Below are 23996 nucleotides of genomic sequence, written 5' to 3' on the forward strand. Positions count from 1 at the left end.
TATACTAGAATCTGTCGAGTTATCCTCAGAATATTCGCCAAATTTTACTTTCATTTTACTTAATAAAGCAAATAAGTAAATATATTGACATGGAAATTTCAGGATAATATAATAAAAGTATTCTGCTTACAAAGGAAGGATATCGTTATGATTACTGGACATTCCAATATCAGAGAGAATCCGACAGTGAAAGAGAACAGATCAGACTATCCCCGCAATCATACCATCCATCAGTTATTTCAAGAACAGGCCAGTCTGCAACCCGATGCCATTGCGGTAGCTTCAGACACCATTCAATACACGTACAAGGAAGTAGATCAGTATTCAAATCAGATTGCTGCATTTCTTCGTCAGAAGGGAGCAGACCGCACCAAAATAATCGGTATTATGTTAGAGAGATCCCCTGAAATGATAATTGCTTTAATAGCCGTTCTCAAATCAGGGGCTTCTTATTTACCGATTGATTCCGAAACACCTGAGGAACGAGTGAATTATATGCTCAAGGATAGTGGGGCATGTATGCTACTGACATCTCATCCTCAAGAGAATTACATAGAATGTATCGGTATGGAGGTTATTCATCCCACGATCGAGGATTATCGTGACTTTCCATCCGATGCACTCACGGATATTAACCAAGCAGAAGATCCGGCTTACATCATTTATACATCCGGATCAACGGGTCTTCCCAAAGGAGTGGTCATCTCTCATCGATCAGCCATCCGTGTTGTATGTAATACCAATTACATCACTATTACGGAACAGGACCGCATGCTTCAGATGTCCAACTATTCATTTGATGCTTCAGTGTTTGAAATATTTGGAGCCCTACTGAACGGAGCCAGATTGGTCATTATTCAGAAGGAAGAGGCACTTCACATGCCGAGCCTGGCCCGGTCCATTGAAAAAAATGGGATTACCGTTATGTTCATCACAACTGCTTTTTTTAATGCTATCGTGGAACGTGAAATATCCTGCTTCCAATCGGTTCGTAAAGTGCTCTTTGGCGGAGAAAGAGTTTCGTTAACCCATGTAAAAAAAGCGCTTGATTATATGGGGGGCAATAAGCTTATTCACGTTTATGGACCTACGGAAAGCACGGTTTTTACCACATATTATCCTGTAAATGGAATTAAAAAGGAAGCGCTTACAATACCGATTGGCGTTCCAGTCGCTAATACCTCCGTTCTGGTATTAGATGAGCATGATCAACCCGTCCCTGTCGGAACAGCCGGGGAATTATGCATATCCGGTGATGGACTTGCGCTCGGTTATTTGAATAACGATGAACTCACAGAACAAAAATTCATTCAGCATCCCTTCTTTACATCAGAACGGATGTACCGCACGGGTGACTTGGTTCGCTGGACGCCTGAGCATACCCTTGAATTTTTGGATCGAATGGATCAACAGGTGAAGCTTCGTGGTTTTCGGATCGAGCTGGGTGAAATTGAAACCCATTTGTCTCGGCATGATGCGGTAGCAGAGGCATTTGTCATGCTGCGAACAAACGATGCAGGCCATTCTTATCTGTGTGCATATATGGTGTTGATCCAGGAAACCTCGATTGAGGAGCTGCGTCTTTTCCTGGAGCAGAGAATACCGGAGTATATGGTACCGAGCTATTATGTCAAACTGGAGCAGCTTCCGCTGACTGCTAATGGCAAGATTAACAAGAGTGAATTACCCGAGCCGAATAGCAGTATCCATTCAGGCAGAGTTTACGTTGCTCCAACAACGGAGTTGGAACAGCGTCTGTCCTTGATTTGGAAGGATGTACTACAGATCGAGCAGTTGAGTGTAAATGACAGTTTTGCACATCTGGGCGGTCATTCCCTTAATGCCATTGAAGTGATTGCACGGATCAATGAGGATTTAAGTGCAAGTCTGCCATTAAACCAGCTTTTCCGTCTTGGAACGATCCAAAATATAGCAACATTTTTGGAAGAAAATAATGATGAGGATAACACGGAGGCTTACTTCACGGATCAAGGTGATCCTGCCAATATGCTTGAGCCATTTGGTCTAACGGGTATTCAGCTGGCTTATTTAATTGGACGTGACCCTGCATTTGAGATGGGTGGAGCTGCGACCAATTTTACGGTCGAATTCGAGGCCGAGGCGCATATGGATTTGGTTAATGCAACCTTGCAGAAATTGATCAATAGGCATCCTATATTACGAACAGTTGTGTACGAGAACGGGACACAGCAAATATTGAAAAGCCCACCGTTATACACGGTAGAAGTGATAGACGTGTCAGAATGGGATACGGCATATCGTAGCTCGCAAATGGAAGCAGAGAGACAACGAATGATGACAAAAGTGATTGTTCCAAGCGAGTGGCCCTTATTTGAAATGAAAGCTTACCGAATGTCAGAGAATCAATATTATTTCTATCTGAATCTGGACCCGCTCATCTGTGACGACAGCAGCTTGAAACTGCTCATCAAGGAATTCAAATGGCTCTATGCAAACGGGGATCAGGAGCTGCCGGAGCTTCAATATAATTTCAGGGACTACGTTCAGGCAATGGCCCGTTTCAAACAGTCTGCACGTTATTTCAAGGATCAGCGCTATTGGATGGACAAGCTGGAAGACTTTCCGGGTTCTCCGGCTTTGCCGCTCAAATGTAATCCGGCAGACATAAACGTGCCCCAATTCAGCAAATTCTCGAACTTTATAACGGGTGAACATTGGAATAAGCTCAAACAGCAGGCAAGGCAGCACAACGTTACCCCAACCTCCATTTTATGCGCAGCCTATGCCTATGTACTTGCGCATTGGTCGAACCAGGAGAGATTTGGGGTCAACCTGACCGTATTTAATCGGATTCCGTTTCATGAAGATGTGAAGAGGATGGCGGGAGACTTTACAACGCTGATGTTGCTGGATATTGATGCCCAAAAATCTCTGAATTCGTTCTGGACATTTACAGAGTCGGTGCAACATTCATTGCTGGATGCATTGGATCACAGACATTATGATGGCGTTGATTTTATAAGACAATTGGGCAAAAAACATGATATGCACAAAAGAGCAGTCATGCCAATTGTATTTACAAGTGTCTTAAATGAAAATGTGGAAGATTCATTTGACGCTTTGTTTAACTTTGACCAGATCAAGTATTTCAGTACAAGAACCTCACAGGTTTATATTGATAATCAGGTCTATGAAATCAATGGCGGGTTGTATATCACATGGGACTTTGTGGATCAATTGTTTGAAAAAGAAGTGATTGAATCGATGTTCCAGCAATATCTGAACATTCTGAACCAAGTGATCTCTGCAACACAAGTTACCAAGCTTGCGTTGAGTCAAGCGAGCAGGCAACTCATCAAACAGTATAACGATACGAGCAAGCCGTATACTCTGAAGCCTCTGCATGACTTGTTAACTGCAACAGCGATCAGCTTAGGAGATCGGGTGGCGATTCAGCATCATGAACGTTCCATTTGTTACATAGAGTTGGAACGCAGATCGAATCAGATTGCCAGGTATTTGATCGATCACGGAGTACAGCGGGGCGATTATATTGGTGTGTATGGCAAGAGATGCATTGACACCATTGTGAATATATTCGGTGTGCTCAAAGCGGGAGCAGCTTATATTCCGCTTGATCCGGACTATCCGGAGGAACGTAAGCAATATATTCGCGAAAAGGCCAACTGTAAATTTTTCATCATGCCAGAGTTATATGAGACGGAATCGTTAGAAACCTACTCTGCGGAATCCATAAACAGCGGAGTGACGAATGATGATATGGCCTATGTTATTTTTACTTCTGGCAGCACGGGCAAGCCCAAAGGTGTGCAGATCAAGCACGGCGCAGCAGCCAATACGATCCTGGATATGAATGAAAGATTCAACGTAACCTCCAGTGATCGAATGATGGGCATATCTTCATTATGTTTTGACTTATCCGTCTATGATATTTTCGGCGCAGTCAGCTGCGGGGCTTGTCTGGTTCTTATTGATGATCAGCGTGACATGTTTCAGCTCAAGAACGTGATGGAACAAGAAAAAATCACCATTTGGAATTCGGTTCCTGCTCTTATGGACATGTGTGTTGATCTGTATTCACCGGGAGAGAAGAACAACGACCTTCGTCTGGTATTACTTAGTGGTGACTGGATATCTCTGCGGCTTCCTCAGAAAATAGTAGATGTATTTCCTGCATCTGAGGTGGTTAGTTTGGGAGGAGCCACTGAAGCATCAATATGGTCCATCTATTATCCAATCACGGCAGTGTCTGAGCAATGGAAGAGTATCCCTTATGGTATACCATTAGCCAATCAACAAATTCATGTGCTGAACAGACAACTTCAACCATGCCCTGTAGATGTTGAGGGGGAATTGTACATTGGTGGAAGCGGTGTAGCAAGCGGTTATCTTCATGACGAGGAAAAAACAAGACAGTCATTCATTGTTCATCCACAGTTCGGGTACATCTACAAGACAGGAGATTTTGGAGTCCTTCGATCCGAAGGTTATGTGGAGTTCCTGGGCAGAAAAGATAGTCAGGTCAAAATCAAAGGGTATCGGGTAGAACTTGGTGAAATTGAGAACGTACTTTTGCAAGCTGATGAAGTGCAAAAGACAGCCGTTATTGATGTTGCTGACGAGAATGGAGTCAAGAGCCTCTTTGCCTTTGTTGTTGCAGATCAGGATGTGGACACACTGCCACTGAAAGCTCTTTTGCAAAGTAAATTACCAAATTACATGGTTCCGTCCATGTTTCTGAATGTAGATGAAGTTCCGCTTACTGCCAATGGCAAGGTCAACAAAGCGACACTTGAACAAGTGGCAAGGCAGCATCAACTCAGTGTTCGTGAACATGCTGTAGTAGATACAGAGCCTGTCAATTCGATTCAGGAACAGCTACTTCAGATCTGGAGTGATGTGTTTGGCTTGAAGCAGATTGGCATGAACGTAAGCTGTTTTGATCTCGGCGGAGATTCACTGAAAATTATGGCAATGGTGGCTGAAGTGAAGAAGCGTCTTCATGTTGAAGTTCCCATTGGTGAAATGTTCCGAAATGATACGATATACAGCTTGGAACAATACTTGGTTACCAAAGCACATGTCAAACCTGCTGTGATCATTGAGAAGTTAAGTCGCCGTGACCGGTATAAAGCTTCTGCAGCTCAGAGAAGCATGTACACCCTCTCGCTGCTTGAAAATAATAGGGGCGCTTATCACATTCCCATGGCGCTGCTTATGGAAGGAGAAGTACACTTCGTACGGCTTGAGAGAGCGCTTCAAACGTTTATTGAGAGGCATGAAATACTGAGAACTGGATTTAAAGTGATAGAGGATGAGCTTGTCCAGACGGTTCATACAAACGTAGCCTTTGCACTTGAATATGATGATCTCGGAGAACTCGATACAGATAACCATGAACTCGTTCGTTTGACAAGCAACCTGTGCAAACAGTCCACTCAAGCTTTTGACCTCCACCAGCCTCCTTTAATGAGGGCAAAACTGGTGAGAATTGGCCATGGACGTCATTTGTTTATTATCAATTTCCACCATATTGTGGCTGACGGTACATCTCAGGGCATATTGATGAACGAATTGCTGGAGCTCTACAGTGGCTCGATGCTGCCAGACGTTGATGTGCATTATCAGGATTATACGGCATGGCAGGAACAGTACAATCATTCGGATGAGATGGCGAAACAGGAGGCGTACTGGCTGGATATTTATAGTAGTACCCCGCCAACGCTTGAGCTTCCGTACGACTTCAAACGACCTGAAGTTAACAGGTATGAAGGAAACAACATTTACAATCACTTGGGCGAGAGCCAGACCCGCGACATCAGGCAGCTTGCCAAGGATACCGGATCAACGTTGTATATGGTGATGCTTAGTGCTTATTTCCTCTTACTGCACCGGTATACACATGAGAAAGACCTGGTTGTGGGTACGGCTGCCTCCGGCCGTCTGCATGAGCCGTTACAACATATGTTTGGAGTATTCGTGAACACCATTGCATTGCGAAACCAGATGAACGAATCGGATACGGTCAGACAGTTTATTGAGCAAATCAAACAATCAACCGTAGCAGCCTTTGAACATTCAGAGTATGCATTTGATGAACTGGTGCGAAAAACAGGTGTGCAGCGTGAGGTCAATCGTAATCCGTTGTTTGACACGATGTTCTCGCTGGAGAACGCTTCGCTGTTTACTCGTGAAAAAGAGGGTATCCAGGTGTCGCCTGTCATGTTTAATCTGGATAATGCAAAATTTGATCTGACATTCAACATCCTTGAGTTTGAAAATGAAATCGTGCTTAACGTGGAGTACTCCACCGATTTGTTTGGTCAGGAAACCGTTCAGCGCATGAGTGACAACTATATTGCCTTAGTGGGCAACATGATATCCGGTCTGGAACAGCCGCTTAGCGAGATTGAAAGTGTGTCTCCGGGAGAAAGAGATCAGTTGATTCATACCTTTAATCCACCATCCATGGAGTATCCGTTGCATCAAACTGTGGATGAGCTCTTTGAACAGCAAGTGAGACGTACACCGGATCATGTTGCTCTGGTGATGGGCGAAAAACATGTAACCTATCGCGAGTTGAACCATCGGAGTGAACAGCTTGCGGATGTATTACGAAAAAAAGGAGTGCGTGATAACAACATCGTCGGGGTTTTCGCAGAGCGTTCAATTGATGCGGTGATCGGAATGCTGGCGGTTCTAAAAGCAGGCGGAGCATACTTGCCCATTGATCCTGCTTACCCTAATGATCGTATCCATTACATGCTTGAAGACAGTCAGACCCGATGGGTATTAACACCGAAGGAACGGTTTGAACATGTCGTTCAGGGAAAAGAAAGCTCTGTCCATATCATTGATTTGCAGACTGAACTTGTGCAAATGGACGAATTCCTGATCTCCTCTTCCTTGCAACCCATCCGGGGACAAAGCCAGAATCTGGCTTATGTGATTTACACATCAGGTTCTACAGGTGAGCCTAAGGGAGTGATGGTTTCGCACCAATCACTTGTTCATTTGTGTACATGGCATCAAAAGCGGTATCAGATCACCGATGCTGATCGCAGTGCCAGCTATGCAAGTTTGAGCTTTGACGCCTTTGTGTGGGAATTGTTCCCATATCTGTTGTCAGGCGCGTCCGTGCATCTTATTCAGGATGAAATCAGGCTGGATGTGGTGCGCATCAATGACTATTTCCATCAGCATCAGATCAGTGTTGCGTTCCTGCCTACAGCGATTTGTGAACAGTTTATCCGACAGGAGAACCATTCTCTTCGAACATTGCTGACGGGGGGAGACAAGCTGAATTATTTCGAACCCCGGAAGTATGAAATTGTGAACAATTATGGCCCAACTGAAAATACCGTCGTCACTACCAGTTTTACCATCGATCAGATGTATTCCAATATTCCTATAGGTCGACCCCTGCCGAATACCAACGTGTTTATTCTGAGTGGCAGTGACCAGCTGTCGCCCATAGGGGTTCCGGGTGAATTGTGCATAAGCGGAGCCGGACTTGCAAAAGGGTATTTGAACAGGCCCCAGTTAACGGCAGAGAAGTTTGTTCAACATCCGTTTAACCCAGAACAACGGATGTATCGGACCGGAGATTGGGTGCGTTGGCTGCCGGATGGCAATATTGAATATTTGGGTCGCATGGATGATCAGGTGAAAATACGAGGATTTCGTATTGAGCTTGGAGAAATTGAACATCTGCTGTTGCAGGACCCAAGGGTGTTAGAGGCGGCAGTTGTAGCGCAAATGGACCCGACAGACTCGACGTTTCTTTGTGGTTATGTCGTTTGTCATGAGGGGTATCCTGTGGGAGTTATCGATGAGATTAAAGAAGAATTGACCCGGCGTTTGCCTTCGTATATGGTGCCTGCCCATTTCGTGGCGATGGATCGCTTGCCTTTAACAGCTAACGGTAAAGTGAACCGCAAAGCATTGCCGATTCCGACACTATCGGGCAACCGGACGGCTATCGCGTATGAACCACCAAGGAACCCGGTTGAAGTTGCACTGGTCACTCTTTGGCAGGATATTCTAAAGGTTGGCAATTTGGGTGTCCATGAACGTTTCTTTGATATTGGCGGACACTCCCTGCTGGCCACCATACTAATCTCCAGATTACACAAGGAGATGCAGGTAGAAATGCCATTGGTACAGATTTTCCGTACGCCTACGATCCGGGGCATGGCCCAATTCATTCTGGATCATAAAAAAAGCAAATATACATCCATTCCCCATGCGCCATTGCAGTCCTTGTATGATTTATCAGCAGCGCAGCAAAGAATTTATATTTTGAGCAATCTGGACCCTACGGGTACAGCCTATAATATGCCTCTTGCCATGAAATTGAAGGGGAGCATAAATAAAAAACAATTGAATGAGGCGTTCTCCCGCCTGATTGCAAGACATGAATCCCTTCGAACTTCATTTGTCATGAATCAGGGTAAGCCTGCTCAAAGAGTTATGCCAAGTTTCGACTTTGAAGTTCAGTACAGTTCCCCCCTTACAGAAGGGGAATCACCTGTTCTATCCGAGTGGGTACAACCTTTCTCATTGGAGCAAGCCCCATTGATGCGGGCGGAACTTGTGCAAATCAAAGCAGATGAACATGTCCTTTTGTTTGACATGCATCATATGATTTCAGATGGGATCTCGATCGGAATTCTGTTGCATGACCTGGCCGAGTTCTATAATGGCAAAAAATTGCCACCTGTAGCAGTGCAGTACAAGGATTATTCCCTCTGGGCACATGAACGGCAATCAAGTGACTCGGTCCGGCATGAAAATTATTGGTCTGATGTGTTGAAGGAAGAGGTTCCTGTTCTTGACTTGCCTTTGGATTTTGCACGGCCTAAGACCAAGACGTTTAACGGGGATCAGGTTCGTCTGCATCTGGACCAAACACTGACGGCTGCGCTTGAGCAGCTGGCCAATGATCAGGGAGCCACTATGTATATGCTGTTTGTCTCTGCATTTACAACACTGCTCTCCAGATATACCGGACAGGAAGATATCCTGATTGGTACGCCGGTATCAGGTCGGAATCATGATGATCTCAACCGTGTTGTCGGCATGTTTGTAAACACAATAGTTCTCAGAAATGCGCCGCTGGGCCATTATACCTTCCGGCAATATCTGGAACAGGTGAAGGAGAACACACTTCAGGCCTATGAGCATCAGGAATATCCATTTGAACGTTTGGTGGAACAGGTTGATGTGAAGCGTGATCCTTCACGCAATCCACTGTTTGACGTAATGCTTGTTCAAAATACAGATCATCTTCATCTCCAGATGAACGATGTGGAGGCCATATTGCTTGAAGATGGCATTCAACGTTCCAAATTTGATATGACGGCCAGAATGAACAAAACCAACCTGAGCTGGAATCTCGAACTGGAATATAACACGGATGTGTTCCGGACGGAGCGTATTCAGCGCTTTGTTGAACATTTTGTCGAGATATTGAGACAGGTCGCTGCTGCTCCAGAAGTGCGACTGGATCAATTAGATATTCTGACGCAACCAGAGAAAACCGTTCTGACAGGGTTCAACCCGCCGAGACAGGCCTATGAACGGGACAAAACACTGGTCCAAATGTTTATGGAGCAGGTTGAACGCAATCCGGACAACATCGCTTTAGTTTTTGAGAATGAACAGCTGACCTACCGCATGTTGAATGAGAGGGCGAATGTCCTGGCTTGCGAGTTACGTAAGGAAGGAGCAGGACCAAATCACATTGTAGCTGTGATGGTGGAGCGCTCCATAAATATGATCGTTGCGATTGTAGGTGTGCTCAAATCAGGTGCGGCTTACATGCCGATCGACCCTGAACTTCCTACTGAGCGCAAGCGTTATATGCTGACTGACAGTGGTGCGCGTTTATTATGTACAGCAGATCATTCCATGGTGGATGACCTTGCGTTTGAAGGTACAGTTATTTTATTGGATGCATTGGATCGTTCAGGGGTACGTGAACCAGTACGTGAACCGGACATGATCAACCATTCCAGCGATGCGGCTTATGTCATTTACACTTCGGGATCTACTGGCAGACCCAAAGGAGTCGTTGTTGAACATTACAATGTTCACAATCTGGTGGACGGACTGGTGGAGGCGGTATATCAGCACTATGAGACCCCTTTGAATATTGCATTGATTGCTCCATATATCTTTGATGCATCCGTAAAGCAGATTTTTGCTGCTTTGCTGCTCGGACATGCACTGCATATCGTGCCTAAGAGCACAGTCTGGGAAGCAGATCTTTTGCTGAATTATTATGCTCATCATCATATTCATGTGTCCGATGGTACGCCTGCTCATCTGAAATTGCTCACCCTGGCCTCGGCCGGATGCAAACAGCAGTATGAACTGCAAGAGCTGATTATCGGTGGGGACGTGCTGACCTTTGACCTTCTCGATGAAGTATATACCACGCTCCCTGGAATGAGAGCAAACGTTACAAACGTATATGGACCGACGGAATGCACAGTGGATGCGGCTTGGAACAGAATCGTGTATGGAACAGCCGAGCGAACAGGGACGATTCCGATCGGCAGACCGATCCGAAATACAAGCATCCTGATTATGGATCGTTACAATCGTCGACAGCCGGTTGGTGTACCGGGTGAGTTGTGCATTTCGGGTGAGGGAGTGGCACGCGGGTACTTGAATCAACTGGATCTTACGGCAGAGAAGTTTGTGGATTCACCTGTAGATAGTGACCGGAAAATGTATCGTACAGGGGATATCGCCAAATGGCTGCCGGATGGAACCATTGAATTTGTTGGCAGACAGGATGATCAGGCTAAAATCCGTGGTTATCGAATCGAGCTGGGAGAAGTGGAATATCAGTTAACCCGTCTGGAGGTAATTCAAGAGGCGTTTGTTAACACAGGTCAGGATGACAGCGGTAACGATTATCTCTGTGCTTATATTGTGATTACTGATCCGGGGACTTCTATTATGGATGTTCGTGAGAAACTTGAGTTACAGGTTCCTTCATATATGATACCAGCCCATTTTGTCAAAATGGATCACTTGCCGAGAACGGTAAGCGGAAAAGTCGATCGCTCTCGACTTCCTAAACCGGGCAACAGCATACTGGATGACGCGAAGTATGAATCGCCAAGGAATGACAAAGAGCAAAAGCTTGTTCAGATATGGGAGAAGATCTTGAATCTGGATTGCATTGGGATTCATCATAACTTTTTTGTCATGGGTGGAGATTCCATCAAGGCACTCCAGACGATTTCGGGATTGTCCAAACTGGGTTTAAAAGTAGAGATGAAGGATCTTTTTGCCAATCCGACCATCCGGCAGCTTAGTCCATATGTCAAACAGTCACAGTCCCATTCTACTGGGAATGTTGAGGTGACAGGTGAGGTTTTCCTAACACCTATTCAGCAGCGTTTTTTTGCGAGAAATCATACTGAGCATAACCATTACAATCAGGCTTTTATGTTATTCAGGCAGGAAGGGTTCGATGAGAACGCCATTCGGCTTAGTTTCGACAAACTGATGGAGCATCATGACGGGTTAAGAATAGTTTATGAATATAGCTCTTCTGGGGAAATGACACAGACCATCCGGAACTATAGAAAGGGCATGTTTGAGTTCGACGTTGTGGATGCCAGAGGCGTAGTACAACCGGAAGTATTTATTGAAGAGCAGGCATCGTTGCTGCAAAAGAAAATGCGGATTCACGAAGGACAGCTTGTTAAACTCCGTCTCTTCAGGCTCGATGAAGGCGAACACCTGTTAATCACTATTCATCATTTGGTCATGGATGGAGTGTCCTGGAGAATTTTGCTCGAAGATTTTGAATGGTTATACATGCAAGCGGTTGAACAAAAGCCGTTTGATGTGGGACCCAAAACCGTTTCCTACCAGCAATTTGCTGCTGCATTAAAGTCATATGCTAAACATCACCTTCTGCAAAGAGAACAGGCATTTTGGGAAAACGTATCCAGTGTGTATACGCCATTCATGGATCATCAGCGTCCAGCAACGGATACAGTCCATGACTATGGTCATAGCGATACCCTTGTATCTGAGCTTGATCGTGAACAAACCGGCTGGCTTCTTCAACAGACAAACAGAGCCTACCAAACCGAGATTAATGACATTCTGTTGACTGCACTTATGCTAAGTGTAACCGAGATGACTGGTCAAACCCGGTTTAAAATCATGCTGGAGGGGCATGGCCGACAAGCGCTCGCAACCGAGATGGACGTCAGCAGAACGGTAGGGTGGTTTACATCCGTATATCCGTTGGTATTTGATCTGTTTCAGGAGCTGGAATTGCCCGAGGCAATTAAAACAGTCAAGGAAACACTAAGAGCCGTTCCCAATAAAGGGATCGGATACGGAGTTCTCAAGTATATGGCTGATCAGCATTGTTTTGCGGATGAAAAGGAAGCACCTATTTTGTTTAATTATATGGGTGAACTGGACAGCAGTCTGGAACGGAACTTGTTCTGTTCGTCTCCTATCCCGGTAGGACAAACGGTGGGTGGGCAACTCATCAGATCGCATGATTTTGAAATAAATGCAGTTGTAATGGATGGGAAGTTCACCGTTCATACGACTTACAGTGATGGAGTATACGAAGCTGAGATTGCTGAAAAGCTTAATCGGTTGTTCATGTACAACTTGCATCAAATCGTTCAACACTGCCGGAACAAGCAGGGCGCAGAGAGAACCCCGTCCGATTATGGGAAGCATCCTGTATCCATAGCGGAGTTGGAGGCTATACAAAATAAGGTTGATCCACTTGTGATCAGCAAAATTTATCCGTTGACCCTTATGCAATCCGGCATGTTGTACCATTCGCTGGGGCAAGAAACATCACATGCCTATTTTGAGCAGGTATTTGTGGAATTAAAGGGTAACGTTGATGTGGAGATATTGAAATACAGCTTTGGGCGGGTAATACAGCGCCACGAAGGGCTTCGTTCCATATTTGAATATCAACTTGTGCAACAACCTCGCCAGCTTATTATTGACCAGCAACAGGTTGAATGGTTGATACTGGATTGGACCGGAAAGAGTCAGCATGAGCAGCTTCAACGGATGGAGCAGTTCATGACTGATGATCAGGAAAGAGGGTTTGATCTCAGCCGGGAGTTATTAATCAGATTTTGTCTGATCTCCAGAGGGGCGGATGCGTTCACACTGGTCATCAGTCATCATCATATTTTGCTCGACGGCTGGTGTCTGGACATCCTGATTCGTGAAATGTTTGAGATTTATGCCAGTCAGCAGGCTGGGCAGCCTGAAAGGTTGGAAGAAACCAGGCCGCTGGGGGACTACCTCGACTGGCTTGATCAACAGAACAAGGAGGAAGCACTGGCGTATTGGAAACAGTATCTCCAGGGCTACTATGAACGAGTCTCTTTGCCCAAAACAGGGACTAACCTGGATACAGCAGCGCCCACGTTGCGGGAGCAGGAAATTCAATTCCCGCGTGAACTCACAAGTCGGCTGAAACAGTTCGCTGTGAACAATCAGGTTACCTTTAATGCGTTGATTCAGGCGATATGGGGCATGATTTTGTGCAGATACAGTGGTACAGAAGATGTCATATACGGCACAGTCATTTCCGGCCGAGACGCTGACGTTGAAGGAATAGAGAACATGGTGGGGCTGTTTATTAATACCATTCCTACCCGGGTGAAGCTTGAACCGGAAGAGCTTTTTGCCGATGCTATCCGCAGGGTTCAACAGGAAGGAATGGAAGGTCAAAAGTATGGCTATGTACACCTGGCAGATATACAGGACCAAAGTGAATTAAAAGCCGATTTGCTTGACCATGTACTGGTGTTCCAAAATTTTGGGAATGAACAGGCTGCGGGCCTTGCGGCGGAACAAGGGACAGGAATCACGCTGGAGCGTGTTTATGGCAATGAGCATACACACTATGATTTGAGTGTGACTGCTGTTCTGGACGATACATTCAGACTTAAATGGTCTTATAACAGTAACGTACTGGATTCAGATCTGATGAATGGTCTGGGTGATCATGTTCTCTATGTGGCGGAGCAGATTAGTGCAAACCAGAATATTCGTGTAAGAGAAATTGCGCTTATTGGCGAGCAGGCCCGCCATAAGATGGAGTTGTTATCCCATGGCCCGATGACACCATTTCCCAAAGAAAAGACATTATCGCAGCTATTCGACGAACAGGCAGAGCGAACTCCAGATGCAGTTGCACTGGTAATGCAAGAAAAACAGCTCACCTATCTGGAGCTGCAGGAGAAATCAAATCAGATGTCGGAACGTTTGCGCATGCGAGGCATTCAAAATTCATCCATCGTAGGACTGATGGTGCAACGCTCTTCCGAGATGATTATAAGTATTCTTGGAATTCTCAAATCCGGAGCAGCCTATTTACCGATCGATCCGGAATGGCCAAGAGCGCGAATTGTGCACATGCTGCATGACAGTGGTGCCGCCTTGCTGCTTACGGAAAAACAATGGATGGAGGATTTCACAGACGTCATTGAAGTCATGAATGTACGTGCAGATGTTGAAGAAGCCATCCGATTAGAGAGCCTAGGCATGAAGGAATCAGCCCCAACCTTGGCATTCAAGGATAAGGCAGGAGACGATCTGGCCTATATTATCTACACCTCGGGTTCTACGGGGAAACCAAAAGGTGTAATGATCTCCCATGCCAATGCCATTCGGGTAGTGAAAGATACGAATTATATTCAGATCTCTTCCTCTGATTCAATATTGCAGATCTCAAATTATGCTTTTGATGGCTCGATATTTGACATCTTTGGAGCGCTATTAAACGGCGCGAGGCTGGTCATGATTGAACAGGAGACCCTGCTGGATATCAACCAATTGTCTAAAGTGATGACAGAGGAGAGAATTACGGTCTGTTTCATGACAACTGCGTTGTTTAACTTGCTGGTTGATCGTGCGCCTCATTGTTTGCTGGGACTTCGGAAACTCCTGTTTGGAGGGGAGCGGGCTTCTGTCTCCCATGCCCAGAGAGCTCTTTCCCATATGGGAGCAGACAAACTGATTCACGTATATGGTCCTACGGAAAGTACAGTGTTTGCAACAAGTTATCCTGTACAAGCTATAGGTGACCATGATGGAAGTCTTCCGATTGGTAAGCCCATTGCGAACACATCTGCATGGATTCTGGACGACAATCAACAGTTTGTTCCAAATGGAGTACCTGGAGAGCTTTATCTCTCAGGTGATGGATTAAGTATCGGTTATCTGAACAATGAAGATCTGACCGAAGCCAAATTTGTCAATAATCCATATCAGCTCCATGGACGAATGTACCGCACTGGAGATCGGGTGCGCCGACAGTCTGACGGAACGATTGAATTTCTGGAGCGGATGGATCATCAGGTGAAACTGAGAGGTTATCGGATCGAACTTGGGGAGATCGAACAGGTCCTGATTTCACATGAGCATGTCCGTGAAGCCATGGTTGTTGCTGTCAAAGATTCGAGTGGGCAGGATTCATTGTGTGCTTACCTTACTGCCTTGCAGGAAGTCAACCGGATAGGTATGCAATCCTTTATGGAAGCCCGTTTGCCAGGCTATATGATCCCATCCTATTTCAAGGTGTTGGAGCAGTTCCCACTTACGCCAAACGGGAAAATAGATCGCCAAGCGTTGCCTCGCCCTGAGATTGAAGTTAAATCAGAGACAACGTATGAGGCACCTTCCAATTATGTGGAGGAACAGTTAATAAACATATGGGAAGAGGTGCTGAATGTGAAGCCAATTGGCACCGCCCACCATTTCTTTGAATGCGGTGGGAATTCCCTGAAAGTGATGCATGCAGTTCAGCTGACTAACCGAAAGTTCCAAATGGAATTAAAAATCAGCCAATTTTTTGAATATCCAACGATTAAACAACAGGCCATTCATATATTGAGCGGTAGTACAGCTGGCCCTGATGTGAATGAATATGTAGAAGAAGAGATTTAACAGTTCGTTCTTTAAGTTCAATAAATGACTCAATGATCCGAGAGAGACTGCATCGTGTATTGCCTCTTCATTAGACGAGGTGTAAAGGTGCAGTTTCTCCCGGAATTCCATGTCTTAGGCGTCATACTGAAAGGAATGGTGAATTCCTATGAACATTGCGGAGTTTATGAATCATTTACAGAGAAGAAATGTGAAATTGTACCATCAAGACGGAAAAATCAAAATGATCGGACCGCGTGAGGAAATCGATGCTGACCTTAAATCACAGATTAAAGAACACAAACAGGCTCTTATTCAGTTTCTGATCCATCAGGAAGAAGTATGGAATGCGCCTATTCCAAAGGCTCAAGAGTCGACCAACGAGATGTACCCTCTGTCCAGGGCTCAGAAAAGAATGTATATTCTGTATCAAATGGACGATCAGGGAATTGCTTATAACATTCCAATGGCGGTGAAGCTGACGGGTCATCTCGAACTGGATTTACTTGAAGAAGCGATTGGACGCGTGATGGAGAGACATGAAGCACTTCGAACGTCATTTGTGGATGATCAGGGTGAGCCTGCTCAGAAGATTCACTCTGAAATTCGGTTTAAGCTTGATTTCAGTGAACGGAATGAATCAGATATGTTGGTCAAGATCAAACAATTTATTCGACCTTTTGATCTAACACAGGCTCCGCTGCTGCGGGCTGAACTGGTCCGCTTGGATCAAGATCAGCATGTACTGCTCATGGACATGCATCATATTGTATCCGATGGGATGTCATTTGCGCTGTTTTTGAATGAACTGGCTGAACTGTACAGTGGCAAACCGATGACACCTGTTTCCATCCAGTACAAGGACTATGTAGCATGGGAGAAAGCCAAAGAACGTTCAGGTGATCTGAAAAAGCAGGAGACCTATTGGTTGGAAACGCTGAGTGGGGAACTGCCACAACTTCAAATGCCTCTGGATTATGCACGCCCCCCAGAGCAAAATTACGCCGGTCAACGAATGGTTACCGAATTGGATCAGGAATTAACGAGAAATTTGCAGCGCCTTGCCGATGAGCATGACGTAACGATGTATATGCTGCTTTTATCAGCCTACGTAGTACTGTTATCCAAATATACTGGACAGAAAGATATTATCGTGGGTACCCCGATCGCAGGCAGGTCGCATGATCATCTCAAATCAGTAATCGGTTTGTTCACCAATACAATAGCAACACGACATAACATAGACCCGGAGCAGACATTCAGCGCGTTTTTGAATCAGGTGAGAAGACATACCTTGAACGCATATGAGAATCAGGATTATCCTTTTGATGAACTGATTGAAAAACTGAACTTACCCATGGATCGAAGCAGACACACGCTGTTTGATACGATGTTTGATTTGCAGCACGCAGAGGATTATGTGTTCCAACTTGGTCAGCTTCAAGCGGAAATGTGTGAATTCGATCTGCCCGTCTCCAAATTTGATCTCAGTCTCACTGTAATCCATTACGGCAGTCACATGAAACTGGATCTGCAATATGCTTCCGAATTGTTTGCCCGAAATAGCATGGAACGTTTTTTAAGTCACTTGATGGATATGTTGAATGAGATTGCGTCAAACGCCATGCAAAAGGTAAGTCAGCTTCGCATGTTGTCCAGGCAGGAAGAAGATCAGGTGTTGTACCAGTTTAACAGCAAGCGAGTGGATTCGTACCAGGGCACATTAAATGATTGGTTTGAAGAACGCGCTGCATCTACACCTGAACGGATCGCAGTAGTCCACGGGGAAAAATCCATGTCGTACAAGCAACTTAATGAACGAGTAAATAAGCTGGCACGCCTGCTTCGAGTGAAAGGGGGAAAGCCCAATTCGATCATCGGTGTTATGGTGGAGCGATCCTTGGACATGATTGTTGGAATACTGGCAGTTCTCAAGGCAGGGGCTGCCTATCTGCCCATTGATCCTGAATTGCCTGATGACCGGGTATCATACATGCTCAGGGATAGCGGGGCTGTGTTGCTTTTGAACGGGTGTCCTTTCAGAGACAGGCTCCACATCACATCCGAGCTGGCGATGGACAATCCGGAGATTGAACATATGGAACCAGGCAACCCGGAACGAGTGAATCATCAAGGTGATTTGGCCTATGTGATCTATACTTCCGGTTCGACAGGTGCGCCGAAGGGAGTTATGACGACTCATGGAAATGTATTGAACTATATCTCTGCATTTTTGAACAGAGTACCGCTAACAGAGGAAGATACGGTTCTTCAGGTGGTGTCCTTTTCGTTCGACGCGTTCACTGAGGAAGTATTTCCGTTGCTGGCTGTATCTGGACGTATTGTTCTTAGTGGCAAGCTCAACGAAACGCATGTGGATGACCTGGTTATGCAGATTGAAAAAGAGAACATCACTGTTTTAAGTTGTTCCCCGCTTCTTCTGAACGAGTTGGACAAAAACAGGCACCTGCGTCCACATGCCAACATGAAATTTATCAGTGGTGGGGACGTCCTGAAATACGAATATGTCCGGAATATGGTCGGTTCGGCTCAAGTGTACAATTCATATGGACCTACCGAAGCAACGGTATGTGCTACATATTATCGTGTGATGCCACAGGACGAAGGAAGAGTATCTATTCCCATAGGTAGTCCGCTTGGTAACTATGAGGTGTTTATACTTGATGAACATCAACAACCCGTTCCGATTGGTGTAGCAGGGGAATTATACATCGGGGGGGCAGGGGTCGCTAAGGGATATCTCAACCTTGCCGAGCTAACAGAATCCCGTTTTGTAGATCATCTGCTTGCATCGGGGACCAAAATGTACCGCACCGGGGATATGGGGAAATGGCTGCCGGATGGAAATATAGAGTTTCTTGGAAGAAATGATGAACAGATTAAAATACGTGGATATCGCGTTGAAATTCGGGAAGTGGAGCATCATCTGGCAGATCATCCTGATGTAAGCGACGCTGTGGTTATCACTCAAAAGGATCAGAAAGGTCAGCTCTGCCTATGTGCGTATATTGTCTGGAATTCGCCAGAGCATGTGCATGGCTTTGATGAACTGAAAACACATGCGAGAGAGCGATTGCCGGCTTATATGATTCCTTCATGGTTTATGAGTTTGGAGCAAATTCCACGTACCCTCAATGGTAAGGCAGATCTTAACGTTTTGCCCCATCCCGATGTGGACAGCATGGCCAATACGACGTATGTGGCCCCAAGCAATGAGCTGGAATGTATACTGGCGTCCATCTGGGAAGAGATACTGGAGCTTCGGCCGATTGGTGTAGATCATAGCTTTTTTGAGCTGGGTGGTCAGTCTTTGAGAGCCTTTGCTATGATGTCAGCCATTCAGAGAAAGTTAGAGCTTCGGATTACACTCAAGGATATCTTTAACATGCCTACAATCAGGCAGCTGGCTGCATGGCTTCGAACAGTGGAGACACAGCGCACTTTCCGAATCCAAAAGGCAAACGAAAAGCCACATTATCCATTGTCCGCTGCACAGCGCAGACTTTACATTCTGGATCGGGTGCAGCAAACGGGTTTGATGTATAACATGCCCCTTATTATCCGATTGTCAAAAGAAGCTGAACAGGTACGTATGGAGCAGACATTGCTTGAAATTATTCATAGACATGAAGGGCTGAGAACTTCTTTTACAGAAATCGATGGTGAGCCCGTGCAGCGTATTCATGCCCAAGTGAACTTCAATCTTCTTGTAGGCAACGGGTTGCAACAGGATTTCGATCCGTTCATACATTCATTTATCCAACCCTTTGATCTGGAGAAGGCCCCTTTGTTCAGAGCTGCATTATGGCGAACGGAGATCAGCCAATATTTATGTCTTGATATGCATCATTTGATTTCAGACGCGGTGTCCATAGATATCCTTATCCAGGAAATAGGGCAAATCTATGAACATAAACAACTGGCACCATTCACCCTTCAATATAAAGATTATGCTGAATGGTCTCTGGCTCCGGAACAACAGGAACAAAGGCAAGAGCACCAGCAATATTGGACAGACATGCTTAAAGGTGAATTGCCCGTGTTAAATTTGCCGCTCGATTTCTCCCGACCTGCGATTCAGAGTTATGAAGGAAACCGGCTTCAATGTGCAGTGGATTTCGAACTGACACAAAAACTGCGTTTGTTGGCTGCCGAAAACGGTGTAACGCTGTTTGTTTTGCTGTTAACCGCATATACGATACTTCTTGCCCGATACACTTCCCAGGATGACATCATTATAGGGACTACGGTGGCAGGAAGAGAGCATCCAGAATTGGAAGATATGGTGGGTATGTTTGTTAATACGCTGGCATTACGCTTCTATCCTGAACCCGATATGTCCTTGCAGCAGTTGCTTCATCATATTAGAGATACTACGCTTGACGGCTTTGCCCATCAGGACTATCCGTTTGATGAACTGGTAAGCAAACTTGAAGTGAAAAGGGATGCGAGTCGGAGTGCGCTATTTGATACCCTGTTTACCCTTCAGGCTGAACAGACAACGGGAATGGACGCTAATGGTTTGCTGGCTGAATACTATCCGTTCAGTCATCCCACAGCCAAGTTTGATCTGAGCGTAACCGCGTTGGAGACAGCGGAGGGGATAGAGATGTTTTACGGGTATGCCTCCAGGCTGTTCAAAGAAGAGACCATTGAGAAACTGGCCGGACATTATAACGAAATTTTGAAAGAGATTGTAAACGATACTCAACGCACCATTGGTGAGATCAATCTGGTGACAGAAAAGGAAAGGGAGCTGCTGCTGTACCAGTTCAACAACAATGTTCGGGACTACGCCCAACGAAAATCCGTTCCGGAACAGATTGCAGACCATGCAGTTCATTATCCCAATAAAGTAGCTGTTGTATATGACGGGCAACAACTAACCTATAGCGAACTGAATGAACGGGCTACCGATGTTGCGGAAGCTCTACTGGATCTTGGAGTGCATAAACAAATGCCTGTAGGCATTATGATGGATCGTTCATTGGAAATGATGGTTGGTTTACTTGGTATTCTCAAATCGGGTGGAGCATATATGCCTTTGGACCCTGCCTTTCCCGAGGAACGTATTCGCTACATGCTGGAGGATAGCGGTGCCAGCGTGGTTGTAACTCAAGCACATTTGTTATCTCAAGTGAACAGAGTCGGGGTTTCCTGTGAAGCCTTGGTGGTTGACGATCATTGCTCACCAATACAGAGCATTCGGGAGAAGGGTGGAAGAACGGCTCGGCATGGCGTGTCAAAAATAAGACATAATGACCATGATCTGGCCTACATCATTTATACCTCAGGCTCAACCGGATTGCCCAAAGGTGTATTAATTGAGCATGGATCATTCGCCAATTTCTGTTATGGCTTCATTGAATCTCAGCAGATAACGGAACGAGATCGTGCAGCTAATTATTTACAAATTACATTTGATGGGTCTATTATCGATATTTTTCCGACATTGGTGGTGGGGGCAGAGCTGCACATCATCCCATCTCAGTTGCGCCTGGATATGTCTCAGCTAAATGCATATATGAATGCACACTCCATTACATTGATCACGTTGCCGCCAAAGGTGTGTGAAGTTTTTATCCATCAACCTAATACCTCATTGCGTTTGCTAATTGCTGGAGGAGAACAGCTGAAACTTTCGTTTCTTCCTGACTACCCGCTGATCAATGCATATGGGCCTACCGAGAACACAGTTGCTACCACCTACCAACGGGTAGATCAGGTTCACGGCAATATCCCGATCGGCAAGCCGCTCCCCAACATATGGACGTACGTGATGAATAGTGATCATCAATTATGTCCAGTTGGTGTAGTAGGAGAGTTATACATTGCGGGCAACAGTGTAGCCCAGGGCTACCTTAATAATCCGGAACTGACAGCCGAGAAATTTGTAGACAACCCGCATGAACCTGGCGGCAAAATGTACCGGACAGGTGATCTGGTGCGCTGGCTACCTGGTGGCAACCTGCAATTTATGGGGCGTACCGATCAACAGGTGAAAATCCGTGGATACCGGATTGAGCTTGGCGAGATCGAGCAACAACTGCTGAAACATCCGGCGATCCGGGAAACAGCGGTTCTGGCTCATCAGGACCCGCAGGGAAATGGGGCGTTATGCGCCTATGTTGTAGCCGAAGGCAAAGCAGTGTGGACAGCTGCTACCGTTCGGGACTGGCTGGAAGCGGAACTGCCGGATTATATGATCCCAGCCTATGTGGTGCAGCTGGATCAGCTGCCGCTGACGTCTCATGGCAAGCTGGACCGCAAGGCGTTACCTGAGCCGGACCACCATCTGCCTGCCGCGCCGGAGACAGAAGCACCGCGCAACGAGGTGGAGCGCCTACTGGTGGACGTTTGGCGTGACGTGTTAAACATGGAGGAGCTGGGCATCAATCACCAGTTCTTTGTCTCCGGGGGAGACTCCATCAAGGCACTCCAGATCGGATCACGTCTGGCCCGAGCGGGACTGCGGATGGAGGTCCGGGATTTGTTTGCCTATCCAAAGATTCGGGATCTCTCCCCGTATGTGAAATGGGATCAGCGTGAGCGCCGGAGCCAGGAGCCGGTGGAAGGAGAAGTGCAGCTGACCCCGATTCAGCAGTGGTTTTTTGCGAACAACACGACGGAACAAAATCACTTCACACAGTCCTTCATGCTGCATCGGGCGGCCGGGTTCAAGCCGGACGTGCTGGAACAGGTGCTGGATCGGTTGCTGGAGCATCATGATGCGCTGCGCATGAGGTATGAGATGCAAGCAGATGGTAGCATCCGCCAATTCAACCGTCCGGTTCAAACTGGAGAGCGGATGTATACCCTGCACCGATTTGATACACGGGGCTGGGCTGAACCGGAGCGTCAGGTCTATGAGGCGGCTACCCGGGTGCAGCAGGCATGTAACCTGGAAGAGGGCAAGCTGGTACAGGTCGGGTGGTTTGAAGCCGAGGACGGAGACCATCTGCTGCTGGCGATTCATCACCTAGTCGTGGACGGGGTGTCCTGGCGAATCCTGCTGGAAGACATGGAAGTGCTGTATCAGCAGGCGGAGCGGGGAGAAGAGCTGGATGCGGGCGAGAAGACCGACTCTTACCAGCGTTTCGCAGAAGCTGTGCAGGATTACGCGAACAGCCCGCAGGCCGCGAAGGAGCGAGCCTACTGGAGTAGACTTGCAGCGGAGGGGGCGGGGCTGAACCTGGGAGAGCGGGAGGAATCGGCGGAACCAGATCGATTTGCGGACAGCCATACCGTGCAAAGCACCCTGAGTATGGAAGTCACCCGGCAGCTGCTGCGGGAGAGCAATCGGGCCTATCAGACGGAGATCAATGATCTGCTGCTTAGTGCGCTGTACCTCGCGGTGCGGAAGCTGACGGGTGAGTTGAAGCTGAAGGTGAACCTGGAAGGCCACGGCAGGGAGGATGTGCTGGAAGGCATCGATCTCAGCCGCACCGTGGGCTGGTTTACGACCCTGTATCCGGTGCTGCTGGAAGGGGAGGTAGAGGACGAGCTTTCGGTCACCATCAAACGGGTGAAAGAAGGATTGCGCAAGGTACCTCATAAAGGCTTCAGCTATGGAGCGCTGAAATATGTGGCCAGGATGCCGGAGTTACAGGCGGAGAAGAAGGCTCCAATTCTATTTAACTATTTGGGAGAGATCGGAGCATCTGCAAATTCCGGGTGGGTTCATGCCTCGCATTTTAAACCGGGAGAAAGCATGGGCGAGCACATTGCCCGCATGAATCCGATTGAGCTAAATGTAGCCATCTATAACGGAAGCCTGGCCCTTAGCACAACCTATACCAAGTCTGCGTTTTCAGAAGAAATGATTCTTAATTTAAACCAGTATTATATTGAAGCCATTGAACAGGTGGTTGATCACTGTATCAGCAAAGAACATGCGGAGAAGACATCTTCCGACTATGGATTTAGTGACTTGTCATTAGAGGATCTTGAAGATTTATTAAGCGAATATGAGCTGATTGAGGATTAATATTTGTCTATTTTCATCCCAAGTTTAGGACAGC

2 protein-coding genes are annotated in these 23996 nt (G+C 46.3%); both read left to right on the forward strand.

Annotated features, from left to right (window positions below):
* Positions 1 to 147: 147 nt before the first annotated feature.
* Entirely contained in the window at positions 148 to 15975 is a 15828-nt protein-coding gene (locus tag MHB85_RS13065) for an amino acid adenylation domain-containing protein (RefSeq protein ID WP_341073053.1), read from the forward strand.
* Positions 15976 to 16141: 166 nt separating this feature from the next.
* A complete protein-coding gene (locus MHB85_RS13070; RefSeq protein ID WP_341073054.1) occupies positions 16142 to 23962 on the forward strand; it encodes an amino acid adenylation domain-containing protein in 7821 nt (2606 codons plus the stop codon).
* Positions 23963 to 23996: the final 34 nt, after the last annotated feature.

The sequence above is a fragment of the Paenibacillus sp. FSL K6-4396 genome (assembly GCF_038002525.1).
GTDB lineage: Bacteria > Bacillota > Bacilli > Paenibacillales > Paenibacillaceae > Paenibacillus > Paenibacillus amylolyticus_B.